This window comes from Acinetobacter sp. ANC 3882 (genome assembly GCF_022549545.1).
In the GTDB taxonomy this organism is placed as follows: domain Bacteria; phylum Pseudomonadota; class Gammaproteobacteria; order Pseudomonadales; family Moraxellaceae; genus Acinetobacter.
This window is the reverse complement of sequence record NZ_JAKZGB010000009.1, coordinates 1-16,392: the sequence shown is the minus strand read 5'-3', so window position 1 is coordinate 16,392 and position 16,392 is coordinate 1. Positions and strand designations below refer to the sequence as shown.

The following is a 16,392-nucleotide window of genomic DNA, read 5'->3' as shown; positions in this document are numbered from 1 at the left end:
ATTCAATAATAAAAACAGTTGCTTAGTAAATTGTAAGTAAGTGTACAAACGTTCACTAATGTAAGTGAACGTTTTTGCCATAGCCAAAAATCATTTGAGCACTTTGGTCAATTTAGCAGCAAAAAAACAGCATTGTTTTGATTATTTTGGCCTATGTTGCAAAATATTTTGCTAGTTATTGCATTGGCATAATTTTTAGACCAGATAACCATGCCCTTAAGCCAGCAGGTTTCAGTGGTTTTTTCAGTAACACAATATTCTGCTGTTTTAGATACTGCGGTAGCTCTGGGTCAGAGTCTGCAGTAATCAATGCCACTGGAATATGTGCGGGACGATGTTGTTCGATAAAATCTAAACCACGTTGATCATGATTTAAATGCTGATCGATGAGCCAGACCTGAATATCTTCTTGTTCAATCAATTGCAATGCTTGTTCAGGCTCGGTGGCTGTGAAAATCTGATAGCCCCACTTACTCAATAAGGTTCGCATACCTTCTAAAATGGTTTCATCATTGTCCAAGCACAACACTTTATAAGCCGTATGCTGTAGTGCTGTGATATGCGGTGTTGCCATTTGAACTTTAGGTGCTTCCGCGAGTGGGACTTCAATCATGAAGCATGAGCCTTTGCCCAGTTCAGAATAAACATGCACAGGAAAGTCCAACAGACTGGTCATGCGTTGCACAATCGCAAGGCCTAACCCCAGTCCTTGTTCGCCCCACGGTGAGGTATGCCCACAACGTTCGAATTCCTGAAACAATTTGACGCGTTGCTGTTCATTAATGCCCGGTCCCGTATCCCAAACACCGATACGAATATGATTGGGTCGTTGCGCTGAACGTAATACACCGACCACCACACGCCCTTGAGCAGTATAACGGAGTGCATTACTGACAAAGTTTTGAATAATCCGTCGCATCCATTGTGGATCGGTATCGACCCAGAACTTGGTATCGTGCACGGACAGTTGGATATCGCGCTGTGCAGCAATCGATTTGAACTGCAACTCCAAGTCATTCAATAAATCATGCAATGAATAGGCTTGGCGTTTAGGTTGAATGGTGCCCCCTTCTAAACGGGCAATATCGAGCAGGGCAGAGAGCATACTTTCTGCACCGTAGAGTGCTCGATCCAGCTGTTGTAAGGTCTGTTGATCTTCAGTTGAATGCACACTTTGCTCTAGAGCGGTACTAAATAAGCGAGCCGCATGCATCGGTTGAAGTAAATCGTGACTGGCTGCGGCCAAGAAGCGACTTTTCGATTGGTTGGCTTTGTCGGCCTGTTCCAACGCCAATTGTTGTTCGGTCAGCGCATTCGCAAGCTGTTGGGTACGGTCACTGACACGTTCTTCCAACACAGCTTCATTTTCACGGAATGCCGTAATATCAGCGAAAGTGGTAACAAAACCACCGCCTTCAATCGGATTACCACGCATCTGAATGACTAGACCATCTTTACGAATCCGCTCGAACTCATGGGCACTCCCCACTTTCATCCAATGCAGTCGTTTACGTACATGTTCTTCGACGGGGCCGGGGCCACATTCACCCCGTTCAGCGTTATAGCGAATCAAATCAGAAATTGGACAGCCGACATAAACCAGATCTTTCGGATAATCAAACAGCTTCAGGTATTGATTGTTCCACGCCACCAGACACATATTTTTATCCACCACACTGACCCCTTGGGTCATATGGTCGATCATGGTCATGAGGAGATTTTGATTGAAACGTTGCCATTGTGAGGCTTGGTCGAGAATATTAGCGACTTGCCCGAGTGCCAGACCGTTATTAATCATGGCAGTGGTGAGCAAAGTACGGGCAGAGGCTGCACCAATAATCCCCGCCAAATATTGCTCGGTGAAACGCCACCACATGCCATTGGCGACATGATTTTCATTCAACACGATATGGTTTTGTTCACAAAACTGTTGAAATGCCTGAATCGTCAGTTTATCACCAGTGACACGTTTGGCTAAGGCGAGCAAGTCACCGACTTTGAGACGTGCTGCATTGAGGTGCAGGTCGGTCAGATCATTATTGGACTGAGCCGATGGCAGCGGTTTACTTTCATAATAAAAGAAGCTTTCGGCCTGAATTTGTTCAGCCACGCTGGGACGATACAGACGAGATACCCAGATATACAGCACCACGTTCAGACCTAAAGACCACAATACCCCATGGGTAAGCGGGGCAAATGATTCAAACCCAAGCAATGCCTCTGGACGTAGACCATTAATATCAAAGGGACCAAACAGTAATAGATGTTGTGCAAATTCTTGATAATGATCAGGTAAGCTACGTAATACCGTTGGAAATAAAAGTGTATAACTCCACATGGCAAAACCCATGAGTAAGCCAACATAAACCCCTTGGCGACTTGCACCACGCCAATAGAGTCCGCCGATTAAAGCTGGAGAGAATTGTGCCACCGCACTGAAGGCCAATAAACCAAATACGGATAGCTGATTGATATCATTAAAAAAGTGGAAAAATAAAAAACCCAGCAACATCACGCTGACAATACTAATGCGACGGGTCAGTTTGAGTACACGCGGTAAATGCTGATCATGACGGGAAATGATTTTAAAGCGCCACAGGGCAGGCATGATCAGGTCATTACTGAGCATAATCGATAATGCCACAGAGGCAACCAAAAGCATGCCAGTCGAGGCTGAAAAACCACCCAAGAATGCCAGTAAAGCCAGCCATTCTTGTTGATAGCTTAGAGGGAGTGCCAATACGGCAATATCTGGTGTACCGAGTGATTCGGGTAAGGAGTGTAATGCCCAGCTGGCAATTGGAATGATCGCAATAACGGTAAGAATCAAATAAGCAGCGAACCAGCGGCGTGCACCACGGATATGTTTTTCATCGCGTAATTCCACCACAGCCACATGAAATTGGCGCGGTAAGCAAATCATTGCTAACCCTGCGAGCAGCGTCTGAACCCAAAATGTTTCAGGCACACCGAGTTGTTGTAGGTCATGGAAATGTTGATGAACGTCGCTGCTGACCTGTTTAATATTATCTGGTGATTGTAATAAAAAGAATCCAGCCACACAGAGCAGGGCGAATAGTTTGACGAATGATTCAAATGCCACGGCCAGCATTAAACCACCGTGTTGTTCGGTATTGGCAATATGCCGTGTACCAAAAATCATGGCTAAAATTGCCAGTACCGCGGTCAGTACCAACACACTATTGGTGGTGGTATGAATATGAGCGTTCTGTTCAAGAATCACCGATGCACTCAGGGCAATTGCACGTAATTGCAAAGCCAAATAAGGCACAATCGCAATGACCGCAAGAATCGTGACCAGTGCAGCCAAGCTACCACTTTTGCCATAACGGGCAGCCACAAAATCGGCAATTGAAGAAATAGCATGATGCTGACGAATCCGACCTAAGCGCTTCCAGATGTCATAGCCAAACCAGATAAATAACAAGGGTCCCAGATAGATCGGCAGGAAAATCACACCTTGACGAACCGCGGCGCCAGTTGCACCATAAAAGGTCCACGAAGAACAATACACACCCAAGGTTAAGCTAAACAGCAGCATACGACCACGCGTACTTAATCGACTCGCATGCTTTTCACCAAAAAAAGCACAGCCGAATAACAGCACGATGTACAGGGCCAGTACCCCAATAATAAGCCAACTGTTCATATTGCTCACGTGATCAACTTCCATTTTCTATCATACCCGAAGCACAGGTAGAGCAAGGAGTAGAGATTTGCATTTAGAGACCAAAGTCTAAGTTACGAGTCAAGCATAATCTTGTTAATTTGAATAATGAAAAATCCCATGTGAAAAAGGGGTCCACGGTTGGACACAAAAATAAGGAGTTGGTTATGGATGATTCACAGGTAGATCGAATTCTACATAATCCTAAGTTTCAAGAGATGGTCAGCAAAAAACGCACCTTAAGTTGGACATTAACAGCAATTATGCTGTTTATCTACGTTGGTTTTATGCTTTTGGTTGGCTATAACAAAGAGTTTTTAGCAAGTTCATTCAGCGGCGGTGTAACCACGTGGGGAATTCCTCTTGGTTTAGGCATTATCGTATTGTCATTTATCTTATGTGGTGTGTATTCATATATTGCCAATACTAAACTTGACCAACTGAATGAAGCAGCCCTCAAGGAAGTTGAGGCCATTGCACATGAAAAAGGGATGCACTGAGATGAAAGGGACATCATTCAAAGCGAAATTATTCGCACTGTTAAGTTTCTGCTGTTCGAGTGTCGCATTTGCAGGGCCAGACCTAGGTGCTGCTGAACAGCAAGCAACCAACTGGCATGCGATCATTATGTTCACGATCTTTGTCGGTTTTACCTTGTTCATTACCAAATGGGCGGCAAAGCAAACTCAATCTGCACAAGATTTCTATACCGCTGGTGGCGGGATTAGTGGTTTCCAAAATGGTTTAGCCATTGCTGGCGACTATATGTCAGCTGCATCTTTTTTAGGTATTTCCGCACTCGTATTTAGCTCGGGCTTTGATGGCTTACTTTACTCTCTTGGTTTCATGGTGGGTTGGCCAATCGTACTTTTCCTTGTCGCCGAACGTTTACGTAACTTAGGGAAATATAACCTTTCAGACGTGGTGTCATTCCGCTTGGAAGAAAAACCTGTGCGTACCTTGGCAGCATTTAGCTCACTCGTCGTGGTCGCCTTCTATTTGATCGCACAGATGGTTGGTGCAGGCCAGTTGATCAAACTGTTGTTCGGTTTGAACTACAACATCGCCGTGGTGATTGTCGGTCTATTGATGATGGCTTATGTGATCTTCGGTGGTATGTTGGCAACGACTTGGGTACAGATCATCAAAGCGGTGATGCTACTCAGTGGTGCTACTTTTATGGCCTTTATGGTGATGAAAGCGGTTGGCTTTAGCTTTACCAATATGTTTAACCAAGCCATTGGTGTGTATAGCCAAGCGCATAGCATGAGCTGGGAAGAAGCATCAAAAATCATGGGGCCAGGTAAACTCGCGGCCAATCCAATTGATGCATTATCACTTGGTCTTGCCTTGATGTTTGGTACAGCAGGTTTACCTCATATCTTGATGCGTTTCTTTACCGTAAAAGATGCCAAAGAAGCACGTAAGTCAGTCGTAGTTGCGACAGGTTTTATCGGTTACTTCTACTTATTAACGTTTATTATCGGTTTCGGTGCGATTCTGTTTGTTGCAAACAACCCTCAATTCCTTGATGTAGCAAAAGCAGCAGTCACAGGTAAATTAGAATTAGTCGGTGGTAACAACATGGCTGCGGTTCACTTAAGTGATGCTGTTGGCGGTGACTTGTTCATGGGCTTTATCTCGGCAGTTGCGTTTGCAACAATCCTTGCTGTAGTGGCTGGTTTAACCCTTTCAGGTGCATCTGCAATCTCACATGACTTATATGCCAACGTATTCAGAAAAGGTAAAACTACACCTGAGTCTGAATTGAAGATGTCAAAAATTGCAACTTTAGGCTTAGCGATCTTTGCAATGATCTTGGGTATTTTGTTCGAGAAACAAAACGTTGCCTTCATGGTTGGCTTGGCATTCTCGGTAGCATGTTGTGCAAACTTCCCAGTGTTAGTGTTATCTATGTTCTGGAAAGGTTTGACCACTCGTGGTGCGGTGATTGGTGGTGTGGTTGGTTTAGTCGGTGCAGTGAGCTTGATTATTCTGTCTAAAGCCGTTTGGGTCGATACATTGGCGATTTCTGAAACTGCGCCAAACCCATTCAATGGTCCAGCATTATTTGCAATGCCATTATCATTCCTTTGCTGTTGGTTCTTCTCTGTAACTGATAAGTCAGCACGTGCAGAGAAAGAGCGTAAAGCGTTTGATGCTCAGTTTGTTCGTTCAATGACAGGTATCGGTGCCTCTGGCGCATCAGATCACTAATTAAAATAGATTGTAAAAAGCCCTCATTGATTGAGGGCTTTTTTTATGACTTATTGATGCATACTGGCCAGTTGTTGTGACTGATTGCGATACAGCGACAAGCCAATTCGTTGCAGATGACGTCCATTTTGTTCAAGGAAGCTGTTTAATTTTGGAATATGTTTGGCACTGGTATACAGCGCTAAATTTCGACCAATTAAATAATAAGCAAACCATGATGCCGATTGCGGAGCTAAACCTAACTTCTGCATTTTCTTACGACCAATAAAGAACTGGGTAATTTCTAAATGCTGCTTATAAGCTAGTTTTTGTTGGAAAGATCGTAGATAACGGTACTTTCGTTCGAATGGTTCTTTAGAAAGGCTGGAGCCGAGCGAGATACTGCTAGCATCCGATTGCGGATGTGCAAATTGCATCCAGTAAATCAGTTTCCAGCCATCTGCTTCATGATCGACTAACCATTTTTCTTCAACGCCCATCAACCAACCTGCATATTTCCAGAAATGTAAAAAGCTATCGACTTCTTGTTTACTCGGAAAAATCCCCAGAGCACGAATACCAATCAGGACTACGCCACTAAAGGCAATATTGGTCATGGCCTGATCATACTGGTTGATGGGGAGGCCCCAAGTCTCGCTATCCCATTTCTCTGATTTTTGCAGTTGATGACGGACTAAGGCATGAATGAATCGCACAAAAATTGTGGAGGTAAAACCTTTGCTAAAACGTTCAAAACCATCTTGTTCGGTGATGTCGACCCACCATTTGGTGGTTTCAGCGAGACGTGTTCCCGCCTGTTTTTTTAATGCGCCTGTCAGCACCAAAGGTTGATTAAAACCAGGGTACATATAACCCGTCATTAATGATAAATCTCGCAGGATCAGTCCGTTATTGATGCCTAAACGATAAGTAAATTTAAGTGCTTCATCGACTTTGGCTTGCTCATACCACGCAGGTTTTTGTTCAACGAATTGAAAGAAGGCAGTAAGTTCAGGAATTGGATGCGGTAGTTTGTCTAGACCTTCATATAACGCCGTTTCAAAATATTTACGATGTAATTTAGGGTTTTGTAGCACCCAAAGCAGCACTTGATCCATGGGTTCATCACCACTTTGCAGGGCAGTATTCAATGCAAGATATTCCTGATAACTTGGCTGAACTTCCTGTCGGGTCATATAGCTGAGAATCTTGGTTTTGATATTGGATTGAATCATGTCTTCAAACGCCGCCAAGCGTTTAGGTTTAACGATGCTTTGCATTGCATAAAGCCTCTGATTGTTATTTAATCAAAGCTTAATATGAATAATTATTCGCATTCAATTCGCATTTTAATTGAGGCTGAGCATGAGAAAACGACCACAGCAGCAACGCGCCAAAATGATTGTCGAAAGTATTTTGGAGGGGGCACAGAAATGTATTTCTGAATATGGTGTACTGCAAGTGACGACACCTAAAATCTCTGAAAAATCAGGGGTGAGTGTTGGATCCATTTATCAGTATTTTGAAAATAAAGAGCAAATCATCGCGGAACTATTACTGCGTAAAAGCGAAAATTTGGGACAAGCCGTAAAGCAGTTGGTGATGCTGCAACAACAAACCTCTATTCAGGACATCATCACATTAAGCATTGCATTTGGCTTTGAATCATTAAAGTCTGATCAGGGCTTTTTTATCGAAATTTTAAAAAACTGGCATGCGTATAGTGATTCGGAAGCTGCACAAGTGCTGGAGCAGCATTTCTTGGAAATCGGCATGTATTTGTTTGGACGTTATTATCCGCACTGGGATTTTGAAACCTTAAAGCACAAGTCCTTTGTGATTATTAACAGTACCTTATTTACCATGATGCGTTATGCCAGTAAAAATACGTTTCTGATCGAAGAGCAGCGCTTACAACAAGAACTGTCTAAAATGATTGTTTCTTTTTTAGATGCAGTATGATGCACTCAACATCATGAAAAACATAATAAGATTCAGGACAGCAACATGCAAAGTTTAAAACAATTTTGGAGCGGCTTTCGTTTACTGCCATCGGCATGGTTGTTACTGGTGCAGTTGGCTTTGTTGATTTTAGCAATGCTCACCTACGGAGATAGTGAGTTTCGTGCCTTGGCGTGGTCATTGGGAGTATTGGCCTTATTGATTATTGCCAAGGTGATCCGACAAACACCTGTGTTTACCTTTTGGGGATTGGTCTTTGTCAGTGGTGCGTTCTTATTTTCGATCTTAATTTTTATTGGCTATAACCATCAGACCATTCAAATCATTGCACATAGTTTTGAAGCTTTGGCCTATTTTTATGCGGCCTATGGTTTGCTTCGTTATATGTTTGCAGATCGTTATCTGACCAAAGATGAATTGTTTGCTGCAGGGGCGGTATTTACCCTCCTCGCTTGGGGCTTTGCCTTTTTATATAGTATCTGCCAGTTGATATTGCCCGATAGTTTTCAAAACCCCAATCACCCCCAAGCCTTACAGCATTGGCTTGATTTATTATTTTTGAGTTTCAGTCTACAGTCCGCAACAGGTCTGTCCGACTTAATCCCCATTAGTCCTGCGGCCAGAGTTCTCGCGATGCTACAAATGTTTGGCGGGGTGATGTACCTCGCCGTGGTGGTATCTCGCTTGATTGCATTGCAATATATTGCCCATCTGCCTAAAAATCAGTAATCTGATATCGACATTGAACGGGTCGCAGTTTCCTGTTCCAGCCATTCGATGAATTTCAGCATAATTGGGTTATGCGGTTGTTCAGCATAGACAAAATAATAGCAACGCGAACCGCTCAGTTTATGTGATGACACAATGATTAGCTCCCCTCGGCTGAGTTCCTTTTCGATCAGCATTTGTGGAATCAGTGCCACGCCAAGATGATGTGTTGCGGCAACAGCCAGCATTGAAAACAGTTCATGCCGCTGACCTTCCATGGCATAAGGCGCGGTATAAGCTAAGCTGTCGAACCATTCTTTCCAAATCGCGGGGCGAGTGGTTTGTTGTAATAACGGTAGTTGTGATAGTTGGGCTGCTGTCAGGTCCAGTGTCGATGGCGATGCATTTTGAACAAGATCAGGAAAGAACTTTTTGATCAGCGTTGGTGAACAAACCGCAACCACTTCTTCCTGCATCAAAAAATGTGCGGTGGTTCCTGGCCAGTTTTCAACTTGAGCAGGTGTACCTGCATAGATGGCGGCATCAAAAATCTGTTCACTGAATAAAAAGGGTTTGGTGCTGGTCTCAAGATGGATGGTAATTTCAGGATAGATTTCATTAAAACGGTGCAAGCGTGGCAGCAGCCAGCGCGTTGCAAAAGTAGGAACCACCCCTAATTTGAGCGTGCCACCTAAACCTTGATGTGACATCAGGTCGAGCGTGCTGTGTTCCAGTCCCAGCAAATGCGTCTTGATATTTTTTAAATATTGTTCACCCGCAACGGTTAGTTCTACACCATGTCGCACTCGATGAAACAAGGGCAGATTGAGAAACTCTTCCAGTTGTTGAATCTGTCGGGATACAGCACTTTGGGTCATGCTGAGTTCCTGCGCTGCATGGGTATAGGTTTTGTGTTTGGCTGCGGCTTCAAAGCAAATCAATGATTGCAGTGAAGGAATCATACGTCGCATAACAGCATCCTTGTGTTGAGTGCGAAAATGAACGATGGCGTTCGGATCACTCAGGCGTTGTAAATTATTCTCAGCTTTAGTTTTAACAGAACAAAGGGCCAGATTTCAATTGAGCTATGCGTAAATTGCATAGCTGTATGAAAAAACATCGTTTGCTTGAGGGCTCAATCTCGCCTAGCATCAAGTGTATAACTGATATCTAGATTGATCAAAAGGAATGTGAAAACCCATGGCAAATCAAGGAAAGCGTGTCTCTTTTAACTGGCAAGATCCATTTTTACTCGAACAGCAACTCAGCTCAGAAGAACGCATGATTCGTGATAGTGCTCAGGCCTATTGTCAAGACAAACTCATGCCACGCGTATTGGAACAGTTTCGTCATGAAAAAACAGATCCACATATTTTTCGGGAAATGGGTGAGCTAGGTCTATTAGGCCCAACGATTTCAGAACAATATGGCGGTGCGGGACTGAACTATGTCAGTTATGGTCTGATTGCGCGTGAGATTGAACGTGTGGACTCGGGCTATCGCTCTATGGCCAGTGTGCAAAGTTCGCTGGTGATGGTGCCGATTGCTGAATTTGGCACCGAAGCTCAGAAACAGAAATATCTGCCTAAGCTGGCGACAGGTGAATACATTGGCTGTTTTGGATTGACTGAGCCTGACCACGGTTCTGATCCAGGCAGCATGCTGTGTCGTGCCAAAAAAGTTGCAGGTGGTTATCATCTCAGTGGCAGTAAAATGTGGATTACCAACAGTCCAATTGCAGATGTATTTGTGGTTTGGGCCAAAGAAGTCACTGAAGCAGGTAATGTCGGAGAGATTCGCGGCTTCATTCTTGAAAAAGGTTGGGAAGGGCTGTCTGCACCTGCCATTCATGGCAAGGTCGGACTCCGTGCATCGATTACGGGTGAAATCGTGATGGATCAGGTCTTTGTTCCAGAAGAAAATGCGTTTCCTGAGGTACGCGGTTTGAAAGGACCGTTTACCTGTCTGAACAGTGCACGTTATGGTATCGCATGGGGTGCAATGGGCGCTGCGGAATTCTGTTGGCATACTGCACATCAATACACCATGGATCGCAAACAGTTCGGTCGCCCGTTGGCAGCCAATCAACTGATCCAGAAAAAGCTGGCGGATATGCAAACTGAAATTGCTCTGGGTCTACAAGTCGCTTTACGTTTTGGGCAAATGAAAGATGCAGGCATTGCTTCAGTCGAAGGCACGTCGCTGATCAAACGTAATAACTGTGGTAAAGCACTCGAGATTGCACGACTGGCGCGCGACATGATGGGCGGCAATGGCATCAGTGATGAGTTTGGCGTAGCACGTCATTTGGTCAATCTAGAAGTGGTGAATACCTATGAAGGTACCCATGATGTGCATGCTTTGATTCTCGGGCGTGCGCAAACGGGGATTGCTGCATTTTCTAACTAAAAATTCATGACTCGTTGAACACAAAGATGCGCTTTCGGGCGTGTCTTAAGGCAAATTCATGCCTAAAAAATATCGACCTATACCAATTAAAATCGTCAAGGATTCATCAAGTGTATTTTAGGTGGAAAATGACACTTTGCTGAAAACAATAAATAGAACGAGAGCAAAGTACTCATCGCCAGAATGATTGATGAAAGACCAGACCCATTTGAGAAAATGAGGTGTCAAATGAACAATGATGTTCAAACGGTAACAAGCTCAGGTATGAGCAAATGGCCTTCCAATCTAGGAACCTATGAGCGAATTACGCCACATACATGGAAATTTGCATTGCTATTTGCTTATTTCGCCATGGTGGTGGATGGCGTTGATATTATGTTGCTGTCATACAGTCTCACTAGTTTAAAGGCAGAATTTGGATTATCGACCTTTCAGGCGGGTGCGCTTGGCAGTGCATCTCTCGCTGGGATGGGAATTGGCGGCATATTGGGTGGTTGGGCCTGTGACAAATTTGGACGGGTGAGAACCATTGCCCATTCGGTGACTTTCTTTTCGGTGGCAACCTGTTTATTGGGCTTTACCCACAGCTTTGAACAATTTATGTCGTTACGCTTTATTGGGGCTTTAGGGATTGGCGCCCTTTATATGGCCTGCAATACCTTAATGGCGGAATATGTTCCGACCTCCTATCGCACCACAGTACTGGGGACCTTACAAACAGGTCAGACGGTGGGTTATATTGTTGCAACATTACTGGCAGGTGCCATCATTCCAGAACATGGCTGGCGTATTTTATTCTTCATTACGGTGATTCCAGCCGTAATTAATATTATTTTGCAGCGTTTTGTGCCTGAGCCTAAATCTTGGCAGCTCTCAAAAATGAAGACATTGCCTGCTCAAACGCAGGAGGTGGTTACGACGCAGGAACAACCGAAAAGCCAAAGTATTTATAAACAGATTTTTGCCAATCTAAAACATCGGAAAATGTTCCTACTCTGGATGAGTACAGCCTTCTTTTTACAGTTTGGTTATTACGGCATTAACAACTGGATGCCGAGTTATCTGGAAACTGAAGTGAATATGAACTTTAAGTCGCTCACCAGTTATATGGTCGGCTCTTATACTGCGATGATTTTAGGCAAAATTCTGGCGGGTTATTTGGCAGATAAATTCAATCGCCGCGCCATTTTTGTGTTTGGGACCTTGGCCAGTGCGATCTTCTTGCCGATCATTATTTTCTTTAATACGCCTGACAATATTCTGTATTTATTAATTACTTTTGGATTCCTTTATGGGATTCCGTATGGGGTCAATGCGACCTATATGGCGGAATCTTTTTCGACGGATGTACGTGGCACTGCGATTGGTGGGGCTTATAACATTGGTCGAGTGGGCGCAGCAATCGCACCCGCAACCATTGGTTTTTTAGCCTCTGGTGGAACATTCACGATGGCATTTATTATCATGGGGGCCGCTTATTTTATTGCAGGGGTACTACCAGGGTTATTCATTCGAGATCGCCAATACGATCCACAAAAAGCATAATCAGGAGGGAATATTATGGGTGCATTAACTGGTTTGCGTGTACTGGATCTCAGTCGGGTTTTGGCGGGACCATGGTGCAGTCAGATTCTAGCGGATTTAGGTGCTGATGTGATCAAGATTGAACGCCCTAAAACAGGCGATGATACCCGTATGTGGGGGCCACCGTGGATGAAAGATGATGCTGGTCAGTCCACACGCGAGGCGGGATATTATCAATCCGCCAATCGGAATAAATACTCTGTCGCCATTGATATTGCTTCAAAGGAAGGCCAAGCCTTGCTTCGCGAAATGGTCAAGGACAGTGATGTCCTGATTGAAAATTATAAAGTCGGTTCATTACGCAGATACGGGTTGGACTATGCCAGTTTGAGTGAAATCAATCCACGACTGGTCTATTGCTCTATTACGGGTTTTGGGCAAACAGGACCCCGTGCATCTGAGCCAGGCTATGATTTTGTCATTCAAGGAATGGCAGGGTTGATGAGTATTACGGGTGAAAAAGATGATCTACCAGGTGGAGGTCCACAAAAAGTCGGGGTAGCCGTTGCGGATTTACAAACAGGTTTATATGCCACCGTGGCGATTCAAGCTGCACTTTGGTCTCGGCAGACGACCGGAAAAGGGCAGCATATTGATTTGTCCTTGCTCGACGTACAGGTCGCAGGCTTGGCCAACCATGGGATGAACTATCTAATCACAGGTCAGGCACCAAAACGTTGGGGAAATGCACACGCTAATATTGTCCCTTATCAAACGTTTAAGGCAAAAGATAAAGATTTTATTATTGCGTGCGGCAATGATGCTCAGTTTAAAGCGTTGTGTCAGGCCATCGGTCGTGCTGAATGGGCAGAGCAACCTAAGTTTAGATTTAATCAGGATCGGATTGCGCATCGTGGGGAATTAACCAGTTTAATGGATCAGCATTTTCTCACGCAATCTGCACAGTATTGGGTAGAGCGGATTCATGCGGTCAAAGTGCCTGTAGGGATGATCAATAATGTGGATGAGGCCTTGCAAGAACCACAAGTACAAGCGCGGGAAATGGTGGTTTCTATTCCACATCCACAATATCGCCAGTTTAAAATGATTGCATCGCCGCTGAAATTGTCTGCAACACCTGTGGAATATCGTCTTGCACCCCCACGCTTGGGGGAACATACCCAAACGGTTTTAGCAAAGTATTGTTCAACAGAGGTCTTGGCGGAGTTAGCCGAACAAGGAGTGATTGGGCATTTATAAAGTACACTCGATCCTCAATTGAGGATCGGCTTTTAAAAATTATAGAATGTTGCGAGCTATCTTCTCATTCTGTTACAGCATTACAACTGCTTTATTTTTCACATTTTTTATAATTAGTATCGAGTTTTACATGCTTTAAGCTCGCTTTTATTCACATTGTGAATGTCTTCTTTGGCTGTTATGGCCTATCCATGATCATTAGAATAACGTGAGGGAATTATGCCTTCCAAGCCATCTTCGCATTTTGCGAATGTGAATCCAAACGTGTTTTTAAGCACGGTGATTATCATTGCGATTTTTCTCGCAATCGTCATTATCGCACCCAGTTCATTTGAACTTCTTACGCAGCAGTTAAAACAATGGATCACTGATTCATTTAGCTGGTTTTACGTTCTATCAGTCGCGGTCTTTCTGATCATACTGATTTACATTGCCTGCTCCGCCAGTGGAAAAATCAAATTAGGTCCTGATCATAGTCAGCCTGAATATAGTAATGGCTCGTGGTTTGCCATGCTGTTTACAGCTGGGATGGGGATCGGTCTGATGTTCTTCGGTGTGGCTGAACCTGTTATGCATTATGTCAGCCCACCTAGTGGTGATCCTGAAAGTGTAGAGTCGGCGCAGCAAGCATTGCGCATTACCTTTTTTCACTGGGGATTACATGCCTGGGCCATTTACGCGCTCGTTGGTCTCTCCTTGGCTTACTTTGCTTATCGTCATAATTTGCCTTTAAAAACCCGCTCTGCTTTATATCCCATTATTGGCAAGAAAATTTATGGCCCATGGGGCGATAGTATTGATACTTTTGCCACCATTGGTACGGTTTTTGGTGTTGCAACTTCCCTTGGTTTCGGGGTAACCCAGATCAACTCAGGGCTACACTATCTCTTTGGGATCGAGCAAAGTAGCAATGTTCAGGTCATTCTAATTATCTTTGTCAGTACCTTGGCATCTTTATCTGTGTTCTTGGGACTAGATAAAGGGGTGAAGCGTCTTTCTGAACTGAATCTGATCTTGGCTTTGGTGTTATTGGCATTTGTGTTCATTGCAGGTCCGAGTATCTACTTACTACAAACGACCATTCAAAACACGGGTTCTTACATTTCTAACCTGTTTAGTATGACGTTTAACTTATACGCCTATCAACCAAATGGTTGGATCGGTGGTTGGACCATTCTCTATTGGGCATGGTGGATTTCATGGTCACCATTTGTGGGGATGTTTATTGCACGAGTTTCGCGTGGTCGAACGATCCGTGAATTTATCGTCGGTGTATTACTGATCCCAACGGGTTTTACCATCATCTGGATGGGATTTTTGGGTAATGCTGCCTTATTTAGCATTATGCAAGAACATAATGTCACCCTGATTCAGGCTGTACAAAGCGATTCATCGGTTGCTCTATTCGAATTCCTGAATCATTTACCGTTTTCAGGGGTAATGAGTTTACTTGCGACTGTATTGGTGATGTTGTTCTTCGTCACATCGGCAGATTCAGGTGCACTGGTCACAGATTATCTGACTGCGAAATCTGAAAATTCACCGACATGGCAAAGACTGTTCTGGACAGTATTGATGGCCGCTTTGGCGATTATTTTGCTGTTAGTGGGTGGTCTGGCTGCTTTGCAAGCCTCAATCATTATGAGTGCTTTGCCTTTTACCTTGGTGATGTTGTTGATGAGTTGGGGGTTATTGAAAGCCTTGAAACTTGATGTAACCAAGATGAATGCCATTCAGGAGGCACGAATTACACCGAGAGCCATTCATAATCCACGGAGTTGGCAACAACGTTTAGGTTTGATCATGCATTATCCGCATACTGAAGATGAAGTGCAGCAGTATATTAATACTGAGGTACGTAAAGCATTTGAAAGTATTCAGCGTGAATTTAAACGCCGTCATCTAGAAGTAGATATCCGCGAGATTGAACATGGTTTACAACTGCATGTGGATCATCATCATGAGATTAACTTTACTTATAAAGTGATTTCACACGCGACTGTTCCGCCCAGCTTTATGTTGGGGCGTGCAGATGAAGATGAAGCCAATTATTTCCAAGCAGAAGTTTTCTTAAGAGAAGGCGGTCAAAATTATGATGTGATGGATTGGACCCAAGAAGATTTAATCCAAGACATTATTGACCAGTATGAGCGTCATCTTTACTTCTTGAATATTGTTCGAGGTACAACGCCTTAGATTGAGGAGTGTACTCAAACAATAAAAACAACGGCTTTGATTTGATCAAAGCCGTTGTTTTCTTTTATATGATTAAGTTTTGGGCATCAGAGGATGATAAATAGGATTCTTGAATTGCTTTATGGATGGAGAAGTGGTGAAAAAATATCAAAAAGAATCTGTTTTTTGTTTGGAATTGCAGCGGAATACATAAAAAACCAATAAATAACAGTATCTTAGTCCTATGGTTGAGTGTTTAAATTCTCTTTTAAGATAATTAATAAATTTTAAATTATATAAATCAGTGAATTAGATCAGTTAAAGTTTAAAAATAAAACAACCGATTTTTTAATTTTCTAAAAGTGCTTGCACCCTGTCTGAAATGCTGTAGAATGCACATCCATCGGCGGTGATGCAGATAAAAACTTGTTGAGAAACAAGGATTTGGCTTAAGGGTTAAATTTTTGGGT

The 16,392-nt window shown here is 43.6% G+C and carries 11 protein-coding genes; 8 read left to right on the top strand and 3 right to left on the bottom strand.

Going from position 1 to position 16,392, the window contains the following annotated elements:
- Positions 1-175 precede the first annotated feature (175 nt).
- Entirely contained in the window at positions 176-3,670 is a 3,495-nt protein-coding gene (locus MMO42_RS14800; RefSeq protein ID WP_241321103.1) for a PAS domain-containing hybrid sensor histidine kinase/response regulator, read from the bottom strand.
- Between the two features lie 185 nt (positions 3,671-3,855).
- Between MMO42_RS14800 and MMO42_RS14795 the strand changes: the two genes are divergently transcribed.
- Positions 3,856-4,188 carry a DUF485 domain-containing protein gene (locus tag MMO42_RS14795; RefSeq protein ID WP_016164811.1) on the top strand — a complete coding sequence of 111 codons (333 nt, stop codon included), beginning with the start codon at positions 3,856-3,858 and terminating at the stop codon, positions 4,186-4,188.
- A 1-nt stretch (position 4,189) separates the two neighbouring features.
- A complete protein-coding gene (locus MMO42_RS14790) occupies positions 4,190-5,905 on the top strand; it encodes a cation acetate symporter (protein WP_171552429.1) in 1,716 nt (571 codons plus the stop codon).
- A 50-nt stretch (positions 5,906-5,955) separates the two neighbouring features.
- Here the strand turns inward: MMO42_RS14790 and MMO42_RS14785 are convergent, their stop codons facing one another.
- Positions 5,956-7,164: an oxygenase MpaB family protein gene (locus tag MMO42_RS14785; protein ID WP_241321102.1), complete on the bottom strand. Its 1,209-nt coding sequence runs from the start codon at positions 7,162-7,164 to the stop codon at positions 5,956-5,958.
- 85 nt (positions 7,165-7,249) lie between these two features.
- Here MMO42_RS14785 and MMO42_RS14780 point away from each other — a divergent pair, with 85 nt between their 5' ends.
- Both MMO42_RS14780 and MMO42_RS14775 read left to right on the top strand, forming a co-directional pair.
- Positions 7,250-7,846, top strand: a complete 597-nt coding sequence (locus tag MMO42_RS14780) for a TetR/AcrR family transcriptional regulator (RefSeq protein ID WP_005291095.1) — start codon at positions 7,250-7,252, stop codon at positions 7,844-7,846.
- Between the two features lie 45 nt (positions 7,847-7,891).
- Positions 7,892-8,575, top strand: coding sequence for an ion channel (locus tag MMO42_RS14775; protein WP_241321101.1), 684 nt, complete (start codon positions 7,892-7,894; stop codon positions 8,573-8,575).
- On the opposite strand, the gene MMO42_RS14770 is transcribed toward MMO42_RS14775, so the two are convergent.
- Entirely contained in the window at positions 8,569-9,525 is a 957-nt protein-coding gene (locus MMO42_RS14770; RefSeq protein ID WP_241321100.1) for a LysR family transcriptional regulator, read from the bottom strand. The two genes, MMO42_RS14775 and MMO42_RS14770, sit on opposite strands and share 7 nt — an antisense overlap.
- 229 nt (positions 9,526-9,754) lie before the next feature.
- Between MMO42_RS14770 and MMO42_RS14765 the strand changes: the two genes are divergently transcribed.
- From MMO42_RS14765 to betT, 4 genes are all read left to right on the top strand, one after another.
- Positions 9,755-10,963 carry an acyl-CoA dehydrogenase gene (locus MMO42_RS14765; RefSeq protein WP_241321099.1) on the top strand — a complete coding sequence of 403 codons (1,209 nt, stop codon included), beginning with the start codon at positions 9,755-9,757 and terminating at the stop codon, positions 10,961-10,963.
- Positions 10,964-11,191: 228 nt separating this feature from the next.
- Positions 11,192-12,508 carry an MFS transporter gene (locus MMO42_RS14760; RefSeq protein ID WP_241321098.1) on the top strand — a complete coding sequence of 439 codons (1,317 nt, stop codon included), beginning with the start codon at positions 11,192-11,194 and terminating at the stop codon, positions 12,506-12,508.
- A gap of 15 nt (positions 12,509-12,523) precedes the next feature.
- The gene (locus MMO42_RS14755) at positions 12,524-13,747 is read left to right on the top strand and encodes a CaiB/BaiF CoA-transferase family protein (protein ID WP_241321097.1); all 1,224 of its coding nucleotides are present in this window, start codon (positions 12,524-12,526) and stop codon (positions 13,745-13,747) included.
- A 219-nt stretch (positions 13,748-13,966) separates the two neighbouring features.
- Positions 13,967-15,943 (top strand): choline BCCT transporter BetT, encoded by a 1,977-nt coding sequence (betT, locus tag MMO42_RS14750; protein WP_241321096.1) that lies wholly within the window; start codon positions 13,967-13,969, stop codon positions 15,941-15,943.
- The last annotated feature ends 449 nt before the right edge of the window (positions 15,944-16,392 follow it).